This window comes from Carboxylicivirga agarovorans (assembly GCF_050589845.1).
GTDB lineage: Bacteria > Bacteroidota > Bacteroidia > Bacteroidales > Marinilabiliaceae > Carboxylicivirga > Carboxylicivirga agarovorans.
In genome coordinates, this window is the sequence record NZ_JBNGPA010000001.1 from 157,267 (window position 1) to 182,130 (window position 24,864).

The following is a 24,864-nucleotide window of genomic DNA, read 5'->3' on the forward strand; positions in this document are numbered from 1 at the left end:
TCACCATGTTTTAATGATATGATGCACGAATTACTTTATACCCTGTATAGAAGCGTGATTTTTTTTTTTAAAATAAAGATAAACAAGATGTATGTCACTGAAATAGTGACAAATACAAAGACAATAAAATGGGGCAAAAATCCTTCAGCTCGCTATGCAAAAATTTTAAAGCCCTGGCCATATGCATTTCTACTGTTTTAATGGAAATATTAAGTTCCGATGCTACTTCTTTGTTTTTATATCCTTTAAAACGTTTCAGTGAAAATACTTTTTTAGCCTGAACGGGCAATTTTTCAATAGCTTCGTCAACTGCCTCTTCCACCTCTTTCAGGATTAAACTGTCCCGCTCGGTGAAATCTTCCAGCAGTTGGCTCGTATGGTTGGTTTCAAACTGATTTTGTATATGGTGTCTTTTTGTTCTTTCATTTGACTGCTGCCTCAGAAAGTACATGCAATTATTATAAACTGCCTGAAATAAATAAGACTGAATGGAGGTCGATATTTTTATATTCCCTTTTTGCCACATTTTATAAAAAGTATCTGACACAATATCTTCTGCCTGATCCTTTCGTTCAACATAGCGCATGGCATATGAGCATAAGCGCGCATAGTAAGTATTGAATAAATACTCGTACACGCCTTCATGCCTCTCAATATTGCCGTTATTGAATTGAGGTTTTATGGTTTGATTCACTTTGCTTTAAACTTGTTAACGTAAAATTATAAATAATTTTAACATTTAACAGTTTTAAGGAAAAAGTAAGCGGTGACTCTTAATTAAACAGCTGATTTCATCTTATTTGGTTAGTTCTCCACCTGAGGCATCGCCCTTTTGAAACAATGTCGGTGTAACGCCAAACAGGCTTTTAAAGCTTTTAGAAAAATACTTCGGATCATTAAAACCAACCTGGTAAGTCACTTCCGACACATTCAACTCACCCTGTTTCAACAATTTAGCAGCTTGCTTCAGACGTATGGTTCTTATAAACTCACTTGTACTTTGGCCGGTTAATTCACGTAATTTCATATGCAATAGCGTGCGGCTTACATTCATTTTTTTAACCAGTTCTGATACATTAAAGGAAGCATCCGACATATTATCTTCAACTGTTTGAATAGCCCTGTTAACAAATTGCTGGTCTGTTGAGGTAGTTGCGATCTCTTCAACAAAATCCCATTGTTCTTTAAAACGGGCTTTGAGCAACTGCCTGTTAGATAATAGATTTTGTATTTGCGTAACCAGCAACTGTTTATCAAATGGTTTTACCACATAAGCATCTGCTCCAATTTCAAGACCTTCACGCTTGGAATCAACATTATCCAACGCGGTCAACATAATGATCGGAATATGGCTCGTTATCACATTCTTTCGCAGTTTATCGCAGAAAGTAAAACCATCCATCTCGGGCATCATCACGTCCGATATAATTATATCAGGCAATGATGATGAAGCTTTTTCAAGACCTTCAACCCCATTCGATGCTTCATCGACCCGGTAGTGAACTTCCAATATGTTACATAGGTGCGAGCGCAGGTCAAGCTGATCTTCAACAACCAGTACCTTAGGCTTATCTCCACTTTCAGTCAGTATTGGTTCCGAGATTTTTGTATTAACATCTTCTTCTTTCTCCTCAGTCCTTGTTTTCTGGTCTTCAATTATTTCATCGGCATTAAAACAATCTTTTGTGATACAAATATCAACAACGAATACAGCTCCGTTGGGCTCATTATCGACTATTTTAATACTTCCCTTATGCATATCAACCAACTCCTTCACCAGCGACAAGCCAACACCTGTTCCTGCACCCCCTATTGCCTGGTTCTGCTCCGATTGATAAAAGCGTTCAAATATCTTCTCTTTGTCATCATCGGGCACACCAGCGCCGGTATCACTCACCATCAACTGAAGCTGCTTATCTTTCTTAACAACTAATTCTATTTTAATATGACCAGCGGCCGGGGTATATTTAAAAGCATTACTTAGGAGGTTAAATATAATAGTCTCCAGCTTTTCAGAATCAAACCAAACCATTAAAGGGCGCGTATCGATATGACAATCAAAATGAATGCGCTTCTGATCCGCTATACCCTGAAATGACTCTGCTATTCGTCTGATAAAGCTGTTGATGTTCCGTTGGCGAATACTTAAATGCATATTACCCTGCGAAACCTTTCTGAAGTCCATTAACTGGTTAATAAGGCGCAACAAACGGTCGGTATTGCTTTTCATCAGATTAAGCTGACTTCTGGTAGCTGAGGAAATAGTTGTATCATGGTCAAGCATTTCCTGTAAAGGTCCGGCTATAAGGGTTAAAGGTGTTCTGAATTCATGCGATATATTGGTAAAAAAACGAATCTTCATTTGATGCAACAACGTCTCTTTTTCCCGCGCCATGGTTTCACGCTTCAAACGTTCCCGTTCTTTAACACGCATAACTATAATCCGTTGAACCAAAACAAAACCTCCCACCAGTAGTATAAAATAACTCACATATGCATACCATGTTTTATAAAATGGTGGCTTAATAATGATCTTGAGAGTGGCTTCTTCATCACTCCATTCACCATCATTGTTGGTAGCCCTTAATCTGAAAGTATAGGTATCGGGCGAGAGATTAGAGTAAATAACAGAACGGTGATTGGCATTTGTTAAGTTCCATTCATCTTCCAGGCCTTCAAGTTTATAGCGGTAGTTATTTTTGTCTTGTTCAATAAAGGATAAAGAGGCAAATTCAAGTTGTACAACATTTTCGTTATGACGCAGCTTGATTTCTTTGGTAAGTGCTACTGCCTTATCGATAATAATCCGGTTATTCATCTCAACATTCGGCTGAATTTCCTTACCTGACAAGCTGATCCGTCGTAATATCGGCTTGGCATCATATGGATTTCGCTGTACACTATCAGGGTAGAAGGCAACAAGTCCATGATGGGTTGGCATGGTAACCAGGCCATCAGCAAACCGGCTTACTTCGCCCGGTGCAAAGTAATTACCAAGAAAACCACCCGGCATAAAATAAGGGGTTATCACCTTTGATTCAGTATTAAAACGCGCCAGTCCCTGCAATGTCCCCAGCCACATTATATTTTCGTTTTCAGCCTTGTAAATCTGGCTAACAGCAGACGATGGCAGTCCATCTTTTTCCTTAAACACTGTGTTAGTACCATTATCAGGATCGATTAAATGAAGTCCTTTAGCTGTTCCTACCCACAATTTTCCTTCACCGGCACTTTTTATAGTAAGAATTTGCCTGTCAGCTAATGCTATCGGTTGAGAGTCTTCATAATAATGGGCCAGAAGGTTGCCGCCAACCAAATCGCCGTCGATGGAAAAACAAAATAAACCTTCAAACTCGGTCCCAACCCAAAGGCGTTTTTTATCATCGATAAAATGAGTGGTAAAAGCCTCATTTATTGGAAACAATGGCGAACCATCACTCTTTTCAGAAACAAAGCGCTGACTTTTATTATTAAAAATATTAACTCCATTATTGGTAAAAACCCATAAATGCCCGTTCCTTTTAAATATACGGTATATATGGTCGCCACTTATTTTGTTGGGGCTTGGTTTTTGAGTGGTATATTGCCTGAATGATCTTAACCGACCATTAACCAACATCACACGCATCAGACCTTTGTCTTCCGTTCCTAGCCAAAACACATCATTATCATCTTTAAAAACACAACTTATTGTTTGTTTATAAACATTGGGCGTACGGGTTGAATCGGCCAGCAAGGCCTGGTAGATCACCTCACCGTTATCCCTCCGTGTCATCCTAAAAAGACCTTCGTGACTACCTATCAGCAAATTCCCATTGTCTTCTTTGACGATATCGTTAATGCGGTTGACCGATGTATTTTTATAGCGTTTTAAATTATTGGTCAAATGTAAAAAGCTATCGCGTTCTTTATAAAACTGGATCACTCCTCCTCCCAGGGTTCCGGCCCATAAATTACCCTGGTTGTCAGGGTAAATAACCTTTACCTTATTTTTAAACAAACTCTTAATCGCACTTTCCTGCACCTTTAAACGGTTAAACTTATGTGAGGCCGGTGTTTTACCACGTACCAGCTGATTAAGCCCTCCATCATATGTTCCTGCCCATAAATAGCCGTCACTGTCTTCGCACAAGGCGTAAACATTATCATGACTTATTGATGTTGAATCATTGGCATTGTGCACGTATGTTATAAATGAATCACTGGTCCTGTTGTACAGGTTTAAGCCGTGAGCCCATGTACCCATCCATAATTGCCCCTTCTTATCTTCATAAATGGCCATTATGGCACGACTGCTAATAGACCCCTCACGTTCGTCGGCATAGTAATTTTTAAAACTCCCCGCATTGGCATCCAAACGTCCAAGACCACCTTCTGTGGTTCCCACCCAAAGTGTTCCGTTTTTATCTTCAAGCACCGAATAAACATGCGGATATATTAAACTGGTCGAATCAGTCTCATCATGATAATAATGCGTTATTCCATCAACAGGAGCTGCATTATCATTACTCAGGCTCAGCTTATTTAAACCATTTTTGGTTCCAACCCAAAGATGATCGTCTTTTGATGAAGCAAAGCAAAATACCTCGTCTGATGTTAATTGAAACTGGTTATTGGCATCGATGGGAATAAAAATTCCCGACTCCAGATCAAACACACTGATACCACCACCATCAGTACCAACCCATAGTCTTCCATAATTATCTTCATACAGAGCTCTGACAATATTAGCAGACAGCGAATTGGGATTATTGGGTTCATGACGAAATATTTCAAACGAATAGCCATCATAACGATGTAATCCCTCTTCAGAGCCAAACCACATAAAACCATAGGAATCCTGAAGTATGCAATGGATATTATTATCGGCTAACCCTTCGCTGGTCGTTATGTTTTTTGAAGTATACTGTTGTAACTGTGCCTTACCAGGTACAACGCTCAATATGATTAGGACAATAAATAATGTGCTGTAAGAGTTTTTCAACATGAAATCAACTTTTAATTTCCAGTGTAATTAACTTGATTAGTTCCCCGAGTCTGCAATAAACAAAAATAACCAATATAATTTAATGGCTGATGACTATTCGACTGTTGTCTTCCACAAAGTCAACACCTATTTGAACATTTGTTACTAAAAGAGCGACTCTGCCTCCATTTTATCATTTAACAAATCTTAACTGCATTAATTTGTAATATTTCAACCAAAAAACCCATATTTGCATTAAGGATTTTTCATAAAAATTGGATTTAGTTAGCTGATTTAAGGGTAAGGACAGGTTTCACAATCTGTCCTTTTTCTTTTATATAAAACGATAAATTCTTACTTACCAGAATCACAAGTAAACACCCGTTTGAGGTAACATATATCAATCTCAGTTAAAAGTTGCTGCTTACCAAATATCCATACTTTATGGATACAAGCCAATCAACATCGCTTTCCTTCTCTATCAATTTAACATGTTGTTTAAATCCACAGGATTTGTTCTCAAAGTGCTACGTACATGCCTCAAAAAATGGCATTTTAATAACGAATTTCAATGCCCTGAACGTTAAATTTCTATTTTACAATAATACACCCTCATGAGTGCTTACAATTGAAATATTAGCAATTATCGTCCGAAAAGAGGCTTCGGGAATCCTTCGGTATTTGTTCGGGAGCGCTTCGGTAACTCTTCGGGACCGCTTCGGTATTTGTTCGGATCAACCTCGCTCCTGGCGAGGTTGATCCCGAAGAAGACCCGTATTTAGTGCGAAGCAGGCACATCTATGAAACCATGCTACAAACTGTAAGATTTCATGTGATTATGATAACAGAAGGAAGATATTCAGACCTCTCTCAACCTGTATGCACTTCCATTTTTTCATTATACACAGTCAATAGACATAACTACACTTTAAAAGGGCCACAAATAGTCGATAACCATCGTTCGCAATCTCATTCGGCAACCCATCCTTTAACAAGGATTAACGTCATTTTATACTTCTTCACTGTTATAATCCTCATATTTGCATTGTAGATTTTTTTTCATAGATTTTGGATTTAGTTAACGAACTGATTAAGGGTAAGGACAGGTTTCACATCTGTCCTTTTTCTTTTTTATACACACGGGTAAATCCTCTTTTAACAAGGATTAACGACAATTGATACTTCTTCACTATTATAATCCTCATATTTGCATTGTAGATTTTTTTTCATAGATTTTGGATTTAGTTAACGAACTGATTAAGGGTAAGGACAGGTTTCACATCTGTCCTTTTTCTTTTTTATACACACGGGTAAATCCTCTTTTAACAAGGATTAACGACAATTGATACTTCTTCACTATTATAATCCTCATATTTGTACTGTAGATTTTTTTTCATAGATTTTGGATTTAGTTAACGAACTGATTAAGGGTAAGGACAGGTTTCACATCTGTCCTTTTTCTTTTTATATACACAGGTAAATCCAGATTTAACAAGGATTAACGACAATTGATACTTCTTCACTATTATAATCCTCATATTTGTACTGTAGATTTTTTTTCATAGATTTTGGATTTAGTTAACGAACTGATTAAGGGTAAGGACAGGTTTCACATCTGTCCTTTTTCTTTTTTACAACATAAGTTCAAATTTTGCTTTCAGGACGAAACATTGTACCTTTTTAAATGTTTTCTAAGCAAAAAATTCAAACTATGGATAATCTCTTTTTGAAATACATGACTAAACGCGAGGGTAAACAAGAAAAGCCTCGCACTTCCACACAACATCCGGGTCCGGTTATCACTATATCGCGTGAATATGGCTGCCATGGAAAACGAATAGCAGAAAAACTGGCAGAAGTTTTGACCGCAAAAAGTGAAGCGAGTGGCGAAAACAAAACGTGGCGTTGGATCAGCAAAGAAATTCTGGATGAGTCGGCCAAAGAACTGAATCTCTCATCGGCATTGGTAAAAGAACTAAGCGATTATAAACACAGGAGCTTTTTTAAGGATTTAGCTTTGTTTTTTAGTGAAGACTTTTATCCTGGAGATGCCACCATTAAAAACACAATAGCACGCTACATACATGAGGAAGCTGAGCAAGGGTATGTAATCGTTGTTGGTAGAGCGGGTGAAGCCATCACGAAAAATATTGATCGTTCGTTTCACGTTAAACTGGAAGCACCCCTTGAATGGCGTGCTGAAGTTGTAGCTGAAGAGGAAAATATTTCTATTCCTGAAGCAAAAAAGGAATGCCAGGAACAAGACAAAAGACGAGCCATGTTCAGGGATTACTTTGAAAGAGGTAAGAAAGACATTGACTTCTTTGATGCAATTTTAAACTGCAAAGCGCTAAGCGACGATGAAATTCTTGAATTATTAGTTATAATAAGCGAAACAAGGGGATTTATATAAAAGCTTAAATAAAGCGCAAAAAGAAAGCCACTCAATAATTGAGTGGCTTTCTTTATATGTTCTGCCATTTTTATTCATCTGACAATACTTTCTTGTGTACGCCATAAAATATGATCAGGCTAAGACCTCCCCAAAGCAGTACCATTGATAAATAAGCTGCCGGCTCTGTCATTGTTGTACTGGCTTCCAATACACCTCCAAGTATAACACCAATTGCCAATCCTACTAAGAGCATACCATATTTTAAACTTAAATAATGCTTGGGTTTCCCATCATTGAAAAGAGAGGCATCTTTACCTGCAGCGATTAAAGCTGTCCTTTCAATGCGTCGGTTTCTGAAATAAATTAAAGAGATAATTATTGCTGTAAATCCACCGAAAATAAAAATAATTGCTAATGCACCTTCCATGATTCTATATTTTAAAGTTTTACATTTTATTTGACTTCTCTCCTGGAGCGCTCACTCGTATGACGCCGGTGTTTTCATGACGGTTACAAAAAAAGATGTAATTTTTTATTTTTATTCTTAAACATCTGATTAACTTGCTAAAAACAGCATAGCAGACTATTTTTTAAAATTAAAGTGTAACCTATTTTCCAATAGTGGCGTCATATTCAACAAATGAGTAACACTAACGACATAAAGCTGATTAAACTGATCAAGGCAGGCGATGTTGGATCGTATGCACAGTTAATAGATAAGTATCAGCATATGGCTTTTACCTTAGCTAACAGCATTGTTAAAAACAAAGAAGAAGCTGAAGAAGTTACTCAGGATGCATTTTATAAAGCGTATAAGGCGCTTGACAAATTTAAAGGTGATGCTGAATATTCAACGTGGCTCTATCGTATTGTTTACAACGCCGCTATTTCAAAATTAAGAAGTAGAAAAGGTGAAACAACAAGTCTTGAAAGTCAGGAAGTGAACAGACAAAGTGCTTTTAACTTTTCAGACAATTTAAACCGCCTTGAACAGCAGGAAAGAAAAGTCTTTCTAAAAAAAGCCCTTAAGAAACTGAAAGAAGATGATGCTTTTGTGATAATCCTCTATTATTATAAGGAGCAAAGCATTGAGGAGATTGCGCAAACAACCGGTTTATCCAAATCAAATGTTAAAATTAAATTGCATCGCGGCCGTAAGCAATTACAAACAGAATTGGAACAACTATTGCGGGAAGAATTAAAGTCTTTTATTTAGATTTGAAGCCATGACTGAGAAGAAAAAACATACGGAAGATTTAAATGATCAGATCATTAAGGATTTATTCAATGATTTTGCCCCTGAACAAGCACCAGATTCGCTTAAGGTCAATGCCATGGATAAAGTATTTAAAGACTGGACTGCTCAAAACCTGGAATATAAACCTTTAATTAACAAAGGTAATCGCTGGTGGATGTTGGGTGGCTTTGCTGCACTTTTAGCCATAAGCTTCCTGGTCGATGCATCTGTCCTTGTTAATTACTGGAAGGAACTTAATTTTGATGGAGCTTTTATCAACATGGACAGTATTAATAAGCAATTAGGAAGCATGGCAACAGCTCTCAGAAGCCTTCCAACCATTATTTATTTCACTATCTTAGGTCTTTTGGCACTATTGGGTATCGACCGTTTTTTCAATCGACTGGCAAATATTTAAAATGTCAATTTATATATACAAAAAGAGTGAATCTTAACCGATTCACTCTTTTTGTATATATTATTATGAGAACGTCTTAAACCACTCCCAGTGACCCCAGTAAAACAAAGAGGTAATGGGCAGATATACCGGCAAGCAAACCACCCACGGTGTGTGCAAGCAGGGCTTTTGAAGTTAATTCGCGGAAATTCAATGTATCTAACATGGCTGTATGTGTACTTAAATAACCACTCCAGCACATTCCCATTGCTGTGAATACGGCAATTTCGTTGCCACCAACAATTCCCTGTGCAATAAATGCCTTAACCATTGAAAGCGCAGCTCCCACTGCCCCTAATGATGTGACGGGGAAAGCAATTAACTCAGGGTGCTCAAATCCAAATAACCATTTGAATAACCAGTCAACTGAACCCGCCAGTTTTGGTAAGATAGGTACACCTTCATAAGCCAGTCCCTGGTATCCAATGGCGGCATCAGCAGGTTTAAAAGTAATAACCATTATAATGGTACTAATAACCAACACACCAGGAATAATAGCTAAACCAAGATTCACACCCGACTTACCGCCATCTAACATGGCATTTAAGAAACGCTGAAAAGTACTTCCCTTGGTCTCAAAAGAAATTTTCTCCTCATCACCATTCCCTTTAAACTCTCTATCAGCAGGAATCTTACCTTTGATCAGATACTGCATTAAACGTGTTGAAATAACAGCCCCGATAACAGCTCCTGCCAAACCAATCATGGCACCTGAGAAGAAACCCAGACCAGTCATAAAAGCCAACACGATCAATCCCATACCAAAAGCAGTACCGAAGTTTGTCAAAGAAATCAGCTCATGAGTTTTAAAGTAACGACTAAAGTTTTTGTCATTAGACAAACTGATGATAGCAGGGTTATCAGAGAAGAACGTCATCAATCCTGCAAGGGCACTAACTCCCGGAAGGTTAAATAAAGGACGCATAAGCGGCGCCAATATAACTTCCAGTAAACGCACGACTCCAAACTCAATCATTAGTCGTCCCAATGCTCCTGTCAACACTGTAATACCCATAATAAAGAAAACAGTGTTCATTAATAAATCGTGGGCCGTCCTCATAAGGGTGTTCAATAAATTGGTTACTCCCATGATGTGTCCAAGGTAGCCAAAGAAGGCTCCAAAAAACAATAAAAAGAATAACGCCTCATATCGACGTCGCTCCAAATAGCCTCTTTCTTTTAATTTCTTTAACGCGCTCATTGTATCTGATTTTGTGCTTCAAAATTAGAAAGGTCAGTAAAGTCAAAACAAGACTTAAATCAGCCTTTAAATATTTTTTTCATGAAATAAATCAGGATATTAGCTAACATTTATAATGTTGAAGCCTTTCTTCGTGTTCGAAAACCTTGAATGCATTGGTCAATTGTACGTATTTTTGCAGCACAGTACCATTTGATTCTGATTATGCAAAACATCGAACCGTTTGCCCGTTGGGAAAAACTTTACATAGCCAGTGAAGACTCTAATTCATTATTTTATGGTGAAAACCACAACGAATTTTTATGTCGTAATACCATCTATAATCATTATATCCATCCTAAATGGGATGATTTCGGCTCAAAAACCCTGTATCTGAAGATATTATTTGTTAGCTATGAGCAACAGTTTGCCATAATTGAGTTAATGGGTGAGTGGAATGATTGTCTTTATAATGATATCATGCATTTAAAGCGAACAGTCATTGAAAATCTGGAAGACAATGGCATACAAAAGTTTATTCTGATCGGTGAAAATGTACTCAACTTTCATTATTCGGATGACGCTTATTATGAAGACTGGTTTAATGACATTGATGACGGATGGATAATAGCCGTTAATTTCAGGCAGCATATTATCGAAGAGTTTGATAAAATAAACCTCAACTACTACATCCTTTATGGTGGTAAACTCAATAGTGTAAAGTGGCGAACCCTCTCCCCTGTGCAGTTGTACAATGCCCTTAATCAATATGCCAACACTGCTTTAAACCCATAAAAAAAGCCTGTCTGGGGAGACAGGCAAAGAAACATTCTAAGAAAAAAATTCTAACCTAAACCTCACACACATCCGAATGTTTCTATATTTGGGGACCAGGAGAGCCTTGTTTTAGATTCGAAAGCTAAATTACGCCCTTAATATCGTGGTGTCAAGTGCAAGCACCTAAAAAAAAAGATTTTTAACACTTTTTTTACAAATATACCTTCATCTTACTGCAGTTCTTTCCTAAAGCAAAGGTGTTTTGCTATTTTTGCAAAAAATGAAAGAAGTGATATATCCCGAAAGTTTCGAAGATAAAATAAAGTTTACCCGCATTCGTGAGTTGGTAAAAGAAAGTTGCATGAGTGGTTTGGGAAAAGAGGTGGTTGATGAAATGACCTTCAGCACCAATTTTGACGAGGTGAACTTAAACCTGTTGCGCACCAATGAGTTTAAAAAAGTATGTCTTGAGGAAGACAATTTCCCAAGCGGGTATTTTATTGATGTACGTGAACCTCTTGCCCGTATTCGAACCGAAGGACGTTTTATGGAAGAAAGTGAATTGTTTGACCTTAAACGCTCACTGACAACCATCAACGACATCTGTCGTTTTTTTAATAAAAAGGAAGAAGAAGATTACCCTCAGTTAAAAGAACTGGTCGCCCAGGTTGCTGTCTTTCCATTTATACTGGATAACATTGATGGTATTCTCAACAAGTTTGGTAAGATAAAAGACAACGCTTCACCTGAACTGTCACGTATACGTAAAGACATGTTTAACAAGCAAAACAGTATCTCACGTAAGTTGAGTGCCATACTGAAGCGAGCTAAACAAGATGGTCTGGTAGAGTCTGACGTAACTGTTTCTATTCGTGACGGACGAGCTGTCATTCCGGTTCCGGCTGCCAATAAAAGAAAACTCGGAGGTATTGTACAAGATGAATCGGCAACCGGTAAAACATCGTTTATTGAACCGGCCGAGGTGGTGGAGATCAACAATGAATTGCGTGAATTAGAGTATGCCGAACGGCGCGAGATAACACGTATATTAATTGAAATGGCCGATCTTATCCGCCCCTATATTGACGATTTGATGGAGTCGTACCGTTTTATGGGTACGATTGACTTTATAAGAGCTAAAGCGCGTTTTGCAATTAGTATTAACGCGTTGTTACCGAACTACAAGAAGCGTCAGAATTTCACCTGGAAAGAGGCTGTTCACCCTTTGCTTTATCTTCAGCACAAGGCTGTGAATAAAGAGGTGGTGCCTTTGGACATGGAATTATCTGATCCTAAGCAACGGTTGCTTTTGATATCAGGTCCCAATGCCGGTGGTAAATCGGTGTGTCTTCAAACTGTAGGATTGGTGCAGTACATGTTTCAGTGCGGACTGCTGGTGCCAATGAATGAAGGTTCAACAATGGGTTTTTTCAAACATATCTTTATGGATATGGGTGATGAACAGTCTATTGAAAACGACCTGAGTACCTATAGCTCCCACTTATTTAACATGAAGCACTTTTTGCGTTACAGCCAAAAGGAAACACTTATTTTAATTGATGAGTTTGGTACAGGTACCGAACCAATGCTGGGTGGTGCCATTGCCGAAAGTGTTCTGGAACAACTGAACCATCAAAAAGTGTATGGTGTTATTACAACTCACTACACCAACCTGAAGCACATGGCCTCACAAACCGAAGGCATTGAAAACGGAGCAATGCTTTTTGATACGGGGCGTATTATGCCTCTTTATAAGTTGCAGATAGCGCAACCGGGCTCTTCGTTTGCCTTTGAGATTGCACGTAAAATTGGTTTGCCCGAAAACATACTTTCCAGTGCCAAGGAAAAAATTGGCCAGGAGCATGTTGATTACGATAAAAACCTACGAGAGATTGTTCGTGACAAGCGCTATTGGGAACAAAAACGTAACACCATCCGCATTAATGAGAAGAAGCTGGCTGATGTGCTGGAGCGCTACCAAATGGATTTGCAAAACATCAAAAGTGAACGCAAGGAAATTCTGGACAAAGCTAAAGCTGAAGCAGAGAACCTCTTATCCAATGCTAACAAGGAGATAGAAAACACCATCAGAACCATAAAGGAAACACAAGCCAACAAAGAAAAAACAAAACTGGCTCGTCAAAAACTGGAGGGTTTTAAGGAGTCTGCTACTGATAATAAGATCAAGGATGAGAAGATCGAGCGTAAGATCAGGCAGATAGAAGAACGTGAAAAACGTAAAGCTAACAGAAAAAAAACAAAGGCGGATGAAGCTGAAACAGCAGCTAAACTTCGTCCTAAAAAAGAGGAAACCCCTTTGCAGCCTGGCGATAATGTTAAGTTAAAAGGACAAAATACACCTGGTGAAATTATTAAAGTCCAGGGCAACGAGGCAACAGTTGCTTTTGGTAGCATTAGTACAAAGGTAAAGCTCAACCGACTGGAACGTGTTGGCAATAAGGCTGTCAAACGAGCCAACATTACCAATCCTCAGGCTTCAGTGTCCAATGTGGGCGACAAAGTACGTGAACGTAAACTGACCTTTAAGCCTGATATTGATGTACGGGGCAAACGCACTGAAGAAGCCATTCAAATGGTCTTAAACCATCTGGATGAAGCTGTTATATGTGAAGTGCCAGAAGTAAAGATTCTCCACGGAAAGGGCAATGGTATATTGAGAATAATGATCAGGGAGCAACTGGACACGCTGCCTTTTGTAAATTCATTCCGCGATGAACATGTTCAATATGGAGGAAGCGGCGTAACCATAGTTCAGCTGGGATAAAAGTATTGATGAATTAAAGGCACTTATTATTGTTGATAAGTGCCTTTTTTTATTACTTGGATTTTAAATGTAAATCCATCAGCTATGAATAAACTATTTACTACTGTTGCATTAGTGTTCATAATTGCAATAAACGTTATTGGACAGCAACAGGAATTTAAAGCCTTACTGAATCAACAGGATGAAAACCTGAGTCACCGGCTTGATCGCCTTGAAAAAATGATTGATGACCTGATGTGGCATGAGCGACTGGGTGATATCGCACACATGGACAAGGTATACATGTACGGCCCTCCTAAATGGAAGGAGAAAAATCCAACAGCCTTAGGTGCAGGAAACCCTGTGAAATTATGGTCATATCTCTTTTTTCCTAAAAACATTGACATCAATAAAAAATACCCGTTAATGGTATTGCCGCATGGAGGTGTGCATGCCGACTTCACAACCTATTACACACATATCGTTCGTGAACTGGTCAGCCAGGGCTACATTGTTGTTGCTGCAGAATACAGGGGCAGCACAGGTTATGGCAAAGGGCATTATGAGAAAATTGATTATGGTGGCCTTGAAGTGGAAGATGTTTATGCCAGTAGAAACTACATGCTGGAAAACTATCACTTTATTGATAAAACACGGATAGGGATTATGGGCTGGAGCCATGGTGGCTTAATCACATTGTTCAATATTTTTGAGCATGCTGATGATTATGCGGTGGCCTATGCCGGGGTGCCTGTTAGTGATTTGGTGGCGCGCATGGGATACTATGAAGATGATTACCGTGAACTGTACGAAGTAGATTATCACATAAGGTAAGAAAATAAACTAACTATAATAAATTTAAATAAAAAAAGGTGATAATCAATAAATTACCACCTTCACCCGATTAAATAAAAGTTGAACTTTATTTAATTATTTCCTTTTTGCTCTTTCTACTATTCCTTGAATTTCTTTCTTTTCAATTTTCCACCCTCTAAAATCGAATGATGCACCTTTATGTGATAAAGTACCATATGCAAATTCATAGGTATCACAAAAAGCTTTTAAATTATTCCATACTTCAACACCTGATACCATGTTACCTTTATCATCTATTTGATATGCTACTATAATTGATTTTTTCGCTTGACTCATTTTTTCTTTTTTTTAAAGGGACCTCGCCTACTTCACTACAACAAATATAATTAAAAAATATCAATAGACAACAATATTAAGGTTAAATATTGTTATTTATTTGATTTCTAAATAATAACTATCTTTGCAGTAATCATTGATGTAATGTGTAAGCATTATTAATTGATTATTGACAAATAAAAGGGGTGAAAAATCACCCCTTTTTTCATTGATTTACTGTGTACTTACATAGAATGAATCATTGTATTTAAAACCATCCTGACCAACTAAATTATAAGCACCTGAACCAAGATAACTACTAATCTTTTTAGCTGCTGAAATAGTCTTAAAATACCCTATTTTCTTAAATCCTTTAAATAGTGCTACATATACTTTTGATATAGCTTGGTTATCTTCTTTGATAATTGCATCAATTAGTGCTTTACAATCTGTTTCATTTGTTGGTGCAACCTGTTTTTCAACAACTTCTACTACTTCTTTTTCAGTTGGTGTTGATTGGTCAAGAACTGACCAATAATCAACATCATCTTCAACAACTGCAACCACTTCAACAACAACTTCTTCTTCTTCTGTTGCTTCAATTGGTTCATAAGTATTTGCTAATGAATCTTCTTCAATTAAAGTATAATCAACTACTACAGGTGCTTCAACCTTAACAGCTTTTTTAGCTGATTTTTTAGCTTTAGGTTCTACAACTTGAAAAGGTTTATCCCACTTCCCAACACGTACAAAAACATAATGTTTAACATGAAAATAATCAGTCATAATATCTGACTTATCAAACCATTCTTTACCCTTACCAAGTTCTTTTAATTGGTCTTTAACTTTATTTGCACGTTCTTCATTTTCTTCTGCTTCTAAATCGAACGGTGCAGTCATAATTGAAATATCAAGTGATGAATGGTTATCAATTACTACTGAAATTTTCCAACCTTCGTTCGATGGAAAATTAACTTTAATTTCTTTTCTAATTTCTGCTGCTTCTTGTTTGTTGATGTAAGCCATGATTTTGTGTTTTTGAATTATTAATTAATTATTGACAATTCAAATATAAGGCTTAATGTTGTTATTACAAAATATAAACAACAATATTAAGGTTTATTGTTGTTATTTGTAATCAATTAAAATAAGGCTAAATATTGTAATAAAAAAAGGTGGTTAAAAAACCACCTTTAAAAACTCTTACCATTTATAACACGGTATCTTTTCAATATATTCATCTAATGTATCTATCAACATATCAATGTAGATACCATCTAACCTTAATTTAATAACATCTTTAAGATTAGTTAAGAAGATAGTAAAAGTATCATTTCCATGTAAACAGATATAAACAAAACCTTTGTGGTGATGGCCTGATACACGAAATCTTAATACTTGGTCTTTAATTATTTCTGTTGGTTTGTGGTATCCCCAACTACCTGCAATCATACCCGAACTTCTAATTACTTGGTGTAACCATTTTACATCAAAATCACGGCATACTGCAACTTCTTCTGTTAATACTAACGTTTCGTCTTTTTGAAATTCTTTTTTCATTTTTGTAATGTTTAAAAGATTAATACTTAATTAATTATTGACATTACAAATATAAGGCTTAATATTGTTTTTACAAAATCTCAACAACAATATTTAGGTTTATATTTGTTATTTAGAATTTGAACAAATAACAATATTTAGGTTTATTATTGTTGTTTTTATTGAAATTATGCGTATATTTGAATAACCGTGAAGAAGGACCGTTTCCTTAAAAAAAAGGAATAAAAAAAGGTGATACAAATTAATGTACCACCTTTAAAATTTAAAACCCTAATTTTCCAATAAAATCTAATAACTCATTAAGCAAATAGACTATCATTAAAGATAGGGTTAATAGTTTTTTCAATTTTTTAGAAAAAAACTTAAACTTTAATCTACACATAATTAGGTAGTTAACTAGTTCTTATCAAATATATCAAAAAAACAGATAATTACTTTTTCAAAAATACTGACTGAACTTTAAAATACCTAATGTTTAATATTTTAGTTTTCAGTACTTTTCAACATCAGAAAAACAAAAAACCTTTCTTTTTCTTCTTCCCTGTATCATTAGTATCATCACCTGTTTCTTCTTGCTCTGTCTCAATGATGATATTACCATTCTTATTTTTCTCTATTACTATTTCGGTCTTATTTCCTGAATTTACTTCTGTATCAGTTTGTTTTTTAGTGTAAATTACACCACCTGCAAAACCTACTGCAATGAAAAACAAACACATAAATATCTTACCTACTAATGTCATTGATGTTTTTATCATGTATCATCAATTTATTTTTAATCCACCTGAAAATGTGGATAATCCTTAAATTTCTTCCAATTACCACCCCATGTAATTGATTTTAAAACATCTACTTTATTTAAAATCATCCAAAAATCTTTAAATAAATCAACCGACCAATCACATTTTCTATCTTTAATAAAAGCAATATCAATTGCTTTACCTACAATGTGTTTACTCTTTAAAGTATAGGTTACTACTTTCTTTTTATCGGTTATGTAATATTTACCATCACTACCTTTCTTTCTACCTTTTTTATATAGGGCTAATTGTTGTTCTTTAGTCCTTAGCCCTTGTGAAATAATCACTTTATAATCAGGGTGATTTTCTTCAAATATCGGTTTAGTTATATCGAAATATGTTAATAATCTATCATCTACCCCTTTTAAATTTGCGCTCAATCTTCATCATCATCTTTTTTTGAAGCATTAAAAGTTTTGATTTTTTCAATTCCTTTTAAACCTAATGTTGTGATAATCAAACCTAAAATACAATACATTGATACTTTAAAAATCTCTATATCAACATCAAATGTAAATGATGATAACACCACATATACTATCATGAATAAGACCATCACAAGACCAATTAACCTATTACTACTTGCTTTATCACTCCCTGATAATAGATTTATAACCAATGTTTTCAACGCTTTCAACATATTCAGTTTGATTCATTTTTTGATTGTAATTGTAGTTTCTTTTAATTGTACCTATGTAGCTGTAAATCTGTAGAATAGATACTAAAGCAAACACAATGAAAGCACCAATTACAATTTTAGGATATTTCTTAATCATCCTATATTCAGATAATTCATTATCAATTACTTCAACCTTATTTGATAGTACTTTTAAATCAGATGCATTTTTACAGTTATCACACTGATTTAGTGATTCTTTCCTTAGTTCTTTAACATCATCTTTTAGTTCACGTATATCTTCTTTAATATCAGATTTAAAATCATCTAAATTTCTTTGAAATATTGTTATTATCTCTTTGTCATTCATTTAATTAGAAAGATTATTTTTTAATTACATCGGTCCTCCCATTCCACCTGCTGCACCTGATGATGCTTCATATGTTGCAAGCGTTGACGCAATTTTGCTACCTCGATGTTCTAATTCAAAAGCTGTAGTAACATAATCATCAGGACCATCAGCACTTAATGCATAAGCATAGTAAAGTACTATTGTTGTTGAACTACCTGCACCGATTGATACAGAATTGATTGCTGTACCTGCTGTGTTATACATCTTACCATTACAATCAATAGAAACATTCATATTATCCATATCAGGTTTTATTAACCAATCTAAATCGTGGTCATATAGCGTATAACTTGATGCACTATTATTTTTAATTGTCAACTTCCAAGCTGCTTTATTAGTTGATACTAATGGTGTTTCATATGTATCTGCACCACTCACAAAAGTTCCTGTAGTTGTTATACCTACCCAATTAGCAGTTTCACTTAACACACTTTCATTTGTAATATTGATGGTGCATGTTCTGTATGTTCCTGAACCACTTGGTAAATTACACTTTGCATTTGCAATCGGTTCTGCTGCTCCTTGTGCACGTGGTAGTTTAGAAAGAAAAAACTTTACTGTTGCTGTTCCTGTTGACCACCCATTAAAGGGTGATTGGTTGAAATCTAACACAACCCCATCACCCATTGCTATAGTATCTTGTGCTGTTAGATACTGGGTTACTTCACCACTTTTAATGACTTCTGCACCTAAATACATTGTGTCTAATGGAATACCATTATAATCTAAATCACTCATATTTAAATAAGCAGAATTTTCAGGGGCCATCATGTACATAAACGTGATATAACTACTTGACCATAAGTTAAAACTTAATGATTGTTGTGGTTGTACTAATGGTATTTCTGCATTATGGTTATATCCCCTAAAATGCCCTAAATCGAATGGTTCAACTGAACCACCCGATGGTCTATGATACGTCCAATCAGTAGGCGTTTGACCATAGCTAAATGATGGTATAGTTAGTGAATAATTACCATCTTTCGCTTTATACCATTCTGATGCAGTGTTATTTTCCTGATATACAGGTTTCTTTAAAGAATACATGTTAATATTATTCGATGTACAAAGTGTACCAACATCGTTTGAATTATCACCTATTGCTGATTTTACATCATCAATTGTTAAATTAGTTTCGCTTAACGCCATTCATAATTATTTCTTTTTTAGTTCATTAACTTCTTTTGAAAGTTCTTGGACTGCTTTGATTAGGTGTGGTATTAACCTTTCATATTTCACACCTTTATATTCATCATAAATATCACCTACCACGTGTTGAAGTTCAGGTATTTGTTCTAATTCTTGTGCTATTACCCCTGTATCATAAACTTCATCACTTTTTAAACACATCAACTCTTTACCTACTGAATTATAATCAAATGAATAGGTGTTGATTTTATTGATGGTATCAATTGAAGATGTTAATGGTTGAATGTTTTCTTTTAAACGTTGGTCGGATGTTGAATAGGCTTTAATTGTACCACTCGCTGTTATATTGGATGAAAATTCAGCGTTTTCTCTACTGATAATATTTGAATAACTTTCAACTAAACCTGAAGGTGCTGTTGATGAGCCTGTATTTGACCAAGTAGGTGAATAACCATAATGACTAATTACCCTTGCATTTACATTTTTCCAAGTCGAATTTTTTCTAAACCATAATTCAATGGTTGTGCCATTCTTTTTATAAAACCATTGTTGATTAGCAAAATAATAACCTGTTTTATTTAAAAAAGTATTTCCAATAGTACCTGTTGAACTATTTGTTTCAAATCCGAGTGTTACAGTATAATCAACAGGTTGGCCTTGTTCTGTTCTACCTGCAATAGCTAATTTAATATCAGTACTTTGATAACTACCTGTTTGTGTCCAACTTGCTATTTTATAGTAATAACTTGCTGTACTACCACCTGTTGCACCAATTGTAAAAGCAGGTGCATAGTATTTATCATCATCTTCTGTTACAACTCTACTATTAGCTGATTTTTTTGATAGTGAATTGAAAGCGTTATAACTTCTCGTAGAGTTAGTGATTTCAAGTTTAGTACTACCATTATATTGTAGATTTAACGGTGAAGTATCATATGAACTTAAAGCACCTCCTATCAAGTACACACCCTGATTAAAAATAAACCTTCTATCGCTATACATATGACACCAAGTAGTATTTTGTGGTCCTAATTCAAGATAACCTGAATTAGTCTGAACCTTAACACTATTATTTGAACCTTCTAAGATTTTTGTATTTGAATCATTGATAGATAATTGACTTTTTATTTTAACACTACCTCCAAATTCAGTTTCAGTGTTTGTATAGTAGTTAATGTATGTTTTGTAACCATTAGCTGAATCTAAATGTAAATTACCATTGGTAACCGTAACAACACCCATTGATGTACTCCTATCACCTGTTATACCACCTATTTGTATTTGTTTACCTGAATCTTGACCTGCAAACCTACCTTTACCATTAACATCTAATGGTACTATTGGAGATGTTGATTTACCCAATGATAAATGACCTGAACTATTAAAAATAGCCTTGGTATTAGACGTAGAAAGAGATTGACCATATAACAGACCTAATTCAGAAGTCGAACGATTAAAACGCCAATGAAAAGCATTATTTAAATCAGTACCATCAACAAAACTTATTGGTACACCGTAACCACTTGATTTTATTCTAATACCCTGACCATCTGATATAACATTAACTACTAAATCATTGTTAAAAGTCCACCCACCTGTAACAGTTGCATTTTCAGATTTACGTGGAAAACTTGATGCATGATAAGTATCTAATGTATCAGCATCTAAACCTGAACCTGAACCATCATTACCTGAATGCCAAATCTTGTGTGTAGTTCCCCATGTATTACCTGCACCTGTCCTAAAATATAGTTGATTATCGGTTGACGTGCTGCATGATGATAGCAATTGCCATGAATAGTAAGTATCACCTGTCCAACCTTTTACATTAATGATTCCTTTCCAACCTGTAGCACCTGCAACCTGTTCATTAAATGCAAATGAAGCAGAAGCATCCGTATAGTAATTAGGGGCACGTTCAACACCTCTGTTATCTACTACTCGTATATTACGAACTCTCTCTTTATTAAATATACCTGATGTAATATCTGATGCATCGTGTGTATGTGTAGATGATGAATAATTAGCTGATACCCATTCTTCACTTGCTATTTTATTGTAAACGTCATCATCACCAAACACCCATTTACCTGTACTTGCTTGATAAAATACACGTGCTTTATCATCTGTACCATTATCTATTTTGATACCACTATCAGTAAGTACACCATCATTATTTAATTTAATAAAAGCATCTTCGATTGGTATAGTTTCAGCCTGAATAAAAGTTAATTCACCATACACATTAAGATTTTTAACTTTGAAATCTGTGGTTGATGAACCACCTTTTAAAGCGTATCTAAAATCACTTTCATTTTTATTATAGTAATCGGTTAAGTCCGTTGAAATACTTGATAAATCAATAGATGAACCATTAACACTAAGGATATTAGAATTTAAACTTAATGTTGGGTCAATAGCCGTTGAATTAAGCGATAATTGACCATTAGAAATTGTTAACGGTGAACTTTGATTAACTGATAAAATACCTTTATCTGTGTAAGATGCAATTGGTGCACCATCCCAAATTGTTGAACTACTTGAATTTGATGCATATGCTGTTACACTACCTTCACCTAATACATTTCCCTGTATGCGTACATTCTTATTTATAACAATTTCGTCTTCAATAGCATCATATGTGAATAACCCTGATTTTATAGTTAATTGTGAAGCACTAAATGCTGTTGATGTATTACCGTAAATAGGGTGATATGTGCTATTATGGTTATGGTCTGAACGGCTAATAGTTGATGCACTACCTGTACCTGCAAATGATTTATTAAATGCACTGTTTTTAGTTGTTATAATTGGTTCATAACCTGCTAATGTTGTATTTAATGATGTAGATGTTATATAATCGGTTAATTGTGAATTTACATAACTTTCAGTTGCATAACCTGTTAAATCAGGTGATAATGATGATAAATCAACTGTATTACCGTTACTAATACTTAAATCATTACCTGTTAATGATAGTGTTTGTGGTGTGATAACACTTTGGTCTAAACTAATAACCCCCTGATTTACGTTGAATCCTGAACCAACACGAACAACACCAAAATCTGTTGTACTTGCTTTTGGTGCACCATCCCATATAGTTGGTATTGTACCATTATCGTAATATGCTATTAAACTTTTTTCTGATACAAGGCTTTTATTTGCAATCAGAATATCATTAACCGTATCAAATTTAAAATATTGGTCTAAGAAACTACCACCAACACCTGAACCACCAATAGATGAAGATGATGATGAACCACCTGAATTATAAATCCTTTTATTTCTTCCGTATTCTTTACTCTTTAACTTTCTTGTATAAGTCATTCATAATTACATTGTTTTTATTTCTTGAAGCGTACAAGAAAAGGTATCATTATAATAATCGTATACACCACCTGTTGGTATCATTATTACATTTGGTAGGTAATTATTATAAGTTATTGGTTTTAAGATGTTAAAGTTGTTAAAATGACCTTTTAATATTGTACTTGGTGTTTCGTAATTCTTAATAACTTGCTGTAGCACAAAATACTCACTTTCACTACTTAAACCATCTTTCACGAATTTTTCAATAGGTGTGAAGTTTACACCATCATCTGACCATAGAAAAGCACCTCTTTGATTTGGGTTATTAACCTTAAAATCAGGCTCTTTTAAGATAGTACCACAATTCAATTCTATCTTTTTCCCTTTATTTTTAAAACGATTATCTAATATTTCATTACTACTACTTACTAACTCAGATAAATCTACACCATATTTAGTTGCAACATCATCATAGATAGATACTTTTATATCATAAATACGTGCATAATCAACAAAATCTAAATAACCATTTCTACGTGGTGTTATTCCAACCACAATATTGTTATCAACATCAATACCTGAATCATAGTCAAATTCTATGATGTTGTGAGTTGTAAAAGTTTCATCAAAACCATTGTATGGTGTATAGTCTGTAGCTGTTGCATCATGTGCTTGAATTAAACATTCTCTATTTGAGGTACCAGGATACCCAAGGTTAAGACTTGAATCAAAATAGGTATCAAACTTTTTAGTATTCTTATTATATGCGTAATTACCTGACCTAATGTAGATTTCACACCCATATTCATAAAAACCAAAATTCAAATTAGTACCACTTGTATCATCGGGGTTTTCCCAATCATCTTTACATTCTAAGTACATTTCGATGTTAATCAACAACTTACTACCATTGATTACATAAATAGGTACAGGTTTACTTTCAACTGCCCAATTATATGAACCTAATGGTGTCATTGCATAACTTTTAATATCAATGTAATTCTTATTCTTCGTGGGTTCATTTGTTTTAAAAGCTTTTACAAACTTAGCAGGGTATGTAGTTTGATTTGGATTAGTGCTAAAATTCGAATGTTCAGAATAATATTCTTTTGTCCAAGCATAATCACCACTACCAAATGATTCTGAACCTGTATTAGTTATAAATAGGTCATCTTCACCTATTTCACCATTTATTACATCATCATCAATTGAATATGGGTCAAATTCTATTTCTTGTGAATTGATTGCTGTTTGATAGCTAACACTTTGACCACCTTTATAAAATCCAATGTCATCAATTTCTAATGTAGATAAATCAATACTAACATTTGTTTGTTTAGTCATAGATGGTAAAGTATAGTGATAAAAAGAATTAGTTGAACTTGCTGTTGCTTGTAGGTTTATTGGTAATATGTAAATATCATCCTCTATTGTAAAGAGCTGTAAACCTGTACCCAATAACATATTTTCAAGTACATCACGCATTGATGCAGTTTCAAAATCTTCGTCAATCCAATTACTGTTATTTATATGTAGTTCTTCTAAGAAATTTGATTTAACAACACCATCAATTGTTATATCTGATAAGTTTTTGATATAAAGGCTTTTATATTCTAAACCTGTTGCTTCTATAATTCTTTGTAATAGTGTTTTGAAATTATCCACACCATAATAAAATTCACCATCTGATTGTATGTAATTCATTCTATCTAAAATTGATAGACCATTGTTTGCAGTTAATGATACTTCAACACCATTTTCTGTATTAGTTTCAAAATTTTCTGAATACATTTCAGTGTTTAAATAACCTAAGAAATTTACATTACTTTCTTGATAATGAATAACTTTGAAACGCTGTAAATCAGGTGTAAAAAAGTCATTTAAAAAACCTTCAGCACCTTTATATTCAAAAAACAGTGTTGCACCACAACTTCTAATAGGTTCATAACACAATTTCTTTTTCGGATACTCTATTTCTAAGCAATTATCAAGTGCAATACATTGTACTGCACCTGTATCATCTGCTTTATCTTTATCTCTGATTTCTACCCTGTTGTGTATTCCTGTAAATGAAGTCCATTCATAATATAATTTAAGACCATATGCCATTA

Annotated in this window: 19 protein-coding genes; 6 read left to right on the forward strand and 13 right to left on the reverse strand. The window is 35.0% G+C overall.

Going from position 1 to position 24,864, the window contains the following annotated elements; genetic code table 11:
- Positions 1-94: 94 nt before the first annotated feature.
- Both ACRD69_RS00600 and ACRD69_RS00605 read right to left on the reverse strand, forming a co-directional pair.
- Positions 95-694 (reverse strand): RNA polymerase sigma-70 factor, encoded by a 600-nt coding sequence (locus tag ACRD69_RS00600; RefSeq protein WP_430813110.1) that lies wholly within the window; start codon positions 692-694, stop codon positions 95-97.
- A gap of 102 nt (positions 695-796) precedes the next feature.
- Positions 797-4,987 carry a hybrid sensor histidine kinase/response regulator transcription factor gene (locus ACRD69_RS00605; protein WP_430813111.1) on the reverse strand — a complete coding sequence of 1,397 codons (4,191 nt, stop codon included), beginning with the start codon at positions 4,985-4,987 and terminating at the stop codon, positions 797-799.
- 1,690 nt (positions 4,988-6,677) lie between these two features.
- On the opposite strand from ACRD69_RS00605, the gene ACRD69_RS00610 reads away from it, so the two are divergent.
- The gene (locus ACRD69_RS00610) at positions 6,678-7,379 is read left to right on the forward strand and encodes a cytidylate kinase-like family protein (RefSeq protein WP_430813112.1); all 702 of its coding nucleotides are present in this window, start codon (positions 6,678-6,680) and stop codon (positions 7,377-7,379) included.
- Between the two features lie 70 nt (positions 7,380-7,449).
- Here the strand turns inward: ACRD69_RS00610 and ACRD69_RS00615 are convergent, their stop codons facing one another.
- Positions 7,450-7,788: a DUF6249 domain-containing protein gene (locus ACRD69_RS00615; RefSeq protein ID WP_430813113.1), complete on the reverse strand. Its 339-nt coding sequence runs from the start codon at positions 7,786-7,788 to the stop codon at positions 7,450-7,452.
- A 213-nt stretch (positions 7,789-8,001) separates the two neighbouring features.
- Between ACRD69_RS00615 and ACRD69_RS00620 the strand changes: the two genes are divergently transcribed.
- Together ACRD69_RS00620 and ACRD69_RS00625 are read left to right on the forward strand one after the other, a co-directional pair.
- On the forward strand, positions 8,002-8,577 hold the full coding sequence (locus ACRD69_RS00620; RefSeq protein ID WP_430813114.1) for an RNA polymerase sigma factor: 576 nt from the start codon (positions 8,002-8,004) through the stop codon (positions 8,575-8,577).
- A 10-nt stretch (positions 8,578-8,587) separates the two neighbouring features.
- The gene (locus ACRD69_RS00625) at positions 8,588-9,016 is read left to right on the forward strand and encodes a hypothetical protein (RefSeq protein WP_430813115.1); all 429 of its coding nucleotides are present in this window, start codon (positions 8,588-8,590) and stop codon (positions 9,014-9,016) included.
- A 76-nt stretch (positions 9,017-9,092) separates the two neighbouring features.
- Here the strand turns inward: ACRD69_RS00625 and ACRD69_RS00630 are convergent, their stop codons facing one another.
- Positions 9,093-10,256 (reverse strand): CD0519/CD1768 family membrane protein, encoded by a 1,164-nt coding sequence (locus tag ACRD69_RS00630; protein ID WP_430813116.1) that lies wholly within the window; start codon positions 10,254-10,256, stop codon positions 9,093-9,095.
- A gap of 150 nt (positions 10,257-10,406) precedes the next feature.
- On the opposite strand from ACRD69_RS00630, the gene ACRD69_RS00635 reads away from it, so the two are divergent.
- From ACRD69_RS00635 to ACRD69_RS00645, 3 genes are all read left to right on the forward strand, one after another.
- On the forward strand, positions 10,407-11,030 hold the full coding sequence (locus ACRD69_RS00635) for a hypothetical protein (RefSeq protein WP_430813117.1): 624 nt from the start codon (positions 10,407-10,409) through the stop codon (positions 11,028-11,030).
- A gap of 262 nt (positions 11,031-11,292) precedes the next feature.
- Entirely contained in the window at positions 11,293-13,797 is a 2,505-nt protein-coding gene (locus ACRD69_RS00640) for an endonuclease MutS2 (protein ID WP_430813118.1), read from the forward strand.
- Between the two features lie 84 nt (positions 13,798-13,881).
- On the forward strand, positions 13,882-14,610 hold the full coding sequence (locus tag ACRD69_RS00645; RefSeq protein WP_430813119.1) for an alpha/beta hydrolase family protein: 729 nt from the start codon (positions 13,882-13,884) through the stop codon (positions 14,608-14,610).
- Between the two features lie 96 nt (positions 14,611-14,706).
- On the opposite strand, the gene ACRD69_RS00650 is transcribed toward ACRD69_RS00645, so the two are convergent.
- From ACRD69_RS00650 to ACRD69_RS00690, 9 genes are all read right to left on the reverse strand, one after another.
- Positions 14,707-14,928, reverse strand: a complete 222-nt coding sequence (locus ACRD69_RS00650; RefSeq protein WP_430813120.1) for a hypothetical protein — start codon at positions 14,926-14,928, stop codon at positions 14,707-14,709.
- 213 nt (positions 14,929-15,141) lie between these two features.
- Positions 15,142-15,933, reverse strand: a complete 792-nt coding sequence (locus tag ACRD69_RS00655) for an LPD29 domain-containing protein (RefSeq protein ID WP_430813121.1) — start codon at positions 15,931-15,933, stop codon at positions 15,142-15,144.
- A 177-nt stretch (positions 15,934-16,110) separates the two neighbouring features.
- On the reverse strand, positions 16,111-16,467 hold the full coding sequence (locus tag ACRD69_RS00660; RefSeq protein WP_430813122.1) for a hypothetical protein: 357 nt from the start codon (positions 16,465-16,467) through the stop codon (positions 16,111-16,113).
- A gap of 506 nt (positions 16,468-16,973) precedes the next feature.
- The gene (locus ACRD69_RS00665) at positions 16,974-17,225 is read right to left on the reverse strand and encodes a hypothetical protein (protein ID WP_430813123.1); all 252 of its coding nucleotides are present in this window, start codon (positions 17,223-17,225) and stop codon (positions 16,974-16,976) included.
- 17 nt (positions 17,226-17,242) lie between these two features.
- Positions 17,243-17,647 carry a M15 family metallopeptidase gene (locus ACRD69_RS00670; protein ID WP_430813124.1) on the reverse strand — a complete coding sequence of 135 codons (405 nt, stop codon included), beginning with the start codon at positions 17,645-17,647 and terminating at the stop codon, positions 17,243-17,245.
- 210 nt (positions 17,648-17,857) lie between these two features.
- The gene (locus ACRD69_RS00675) at positions 17,858-18,253 is read right to left on the reverse strand and encodes a hypothetical protein (RefSeq protein ID WP_430813125.1); all 396 of its coding nucleotides are present in this window, start codon (positions 18,251-18,253) and stop codon (positions 17,858-17,860) included.
- Positions 18,254-18,277: 24 nt separating this feature from the next.
- Complete coding sequence (locus tag ACRD69_RS00680; protein ID WP_430813126.1) at positions 18,278-19,444, reverse strand: hypothetical protein; 1,167 nt, start codon at positions 19,442-19,444, stop codon at positions 18,278-18,280.
- A gap of 6 nt (positions 19,445-19,450) precedes the next feature.
- Positions 19,451-22,771: a tail fiber domain-containing protein gene (locus ACRD69_RS00685; RefSeq protein WP_430813127.1), complete on the reverse strand. Its 3,321-nt coding sequence runs from the start codon at positions 22,769-22,771 to the stop codon at positions 19,451-19,453.
- 6 nt (positions 22,772-22,777) lie between these two features.
- Complete coding sequence (locus ACRD69_RS00690; RefSeq protein ID WP_430813128.1) at positions 22,778-24,862, reverse strand: hypothetical protein; 2,085 nt, start codon at positions 24,860-24,862, stop codon at positions 22,778-22,780.
- Positions 24,863-24,864 lie beyond the last annotated feature (2 nt).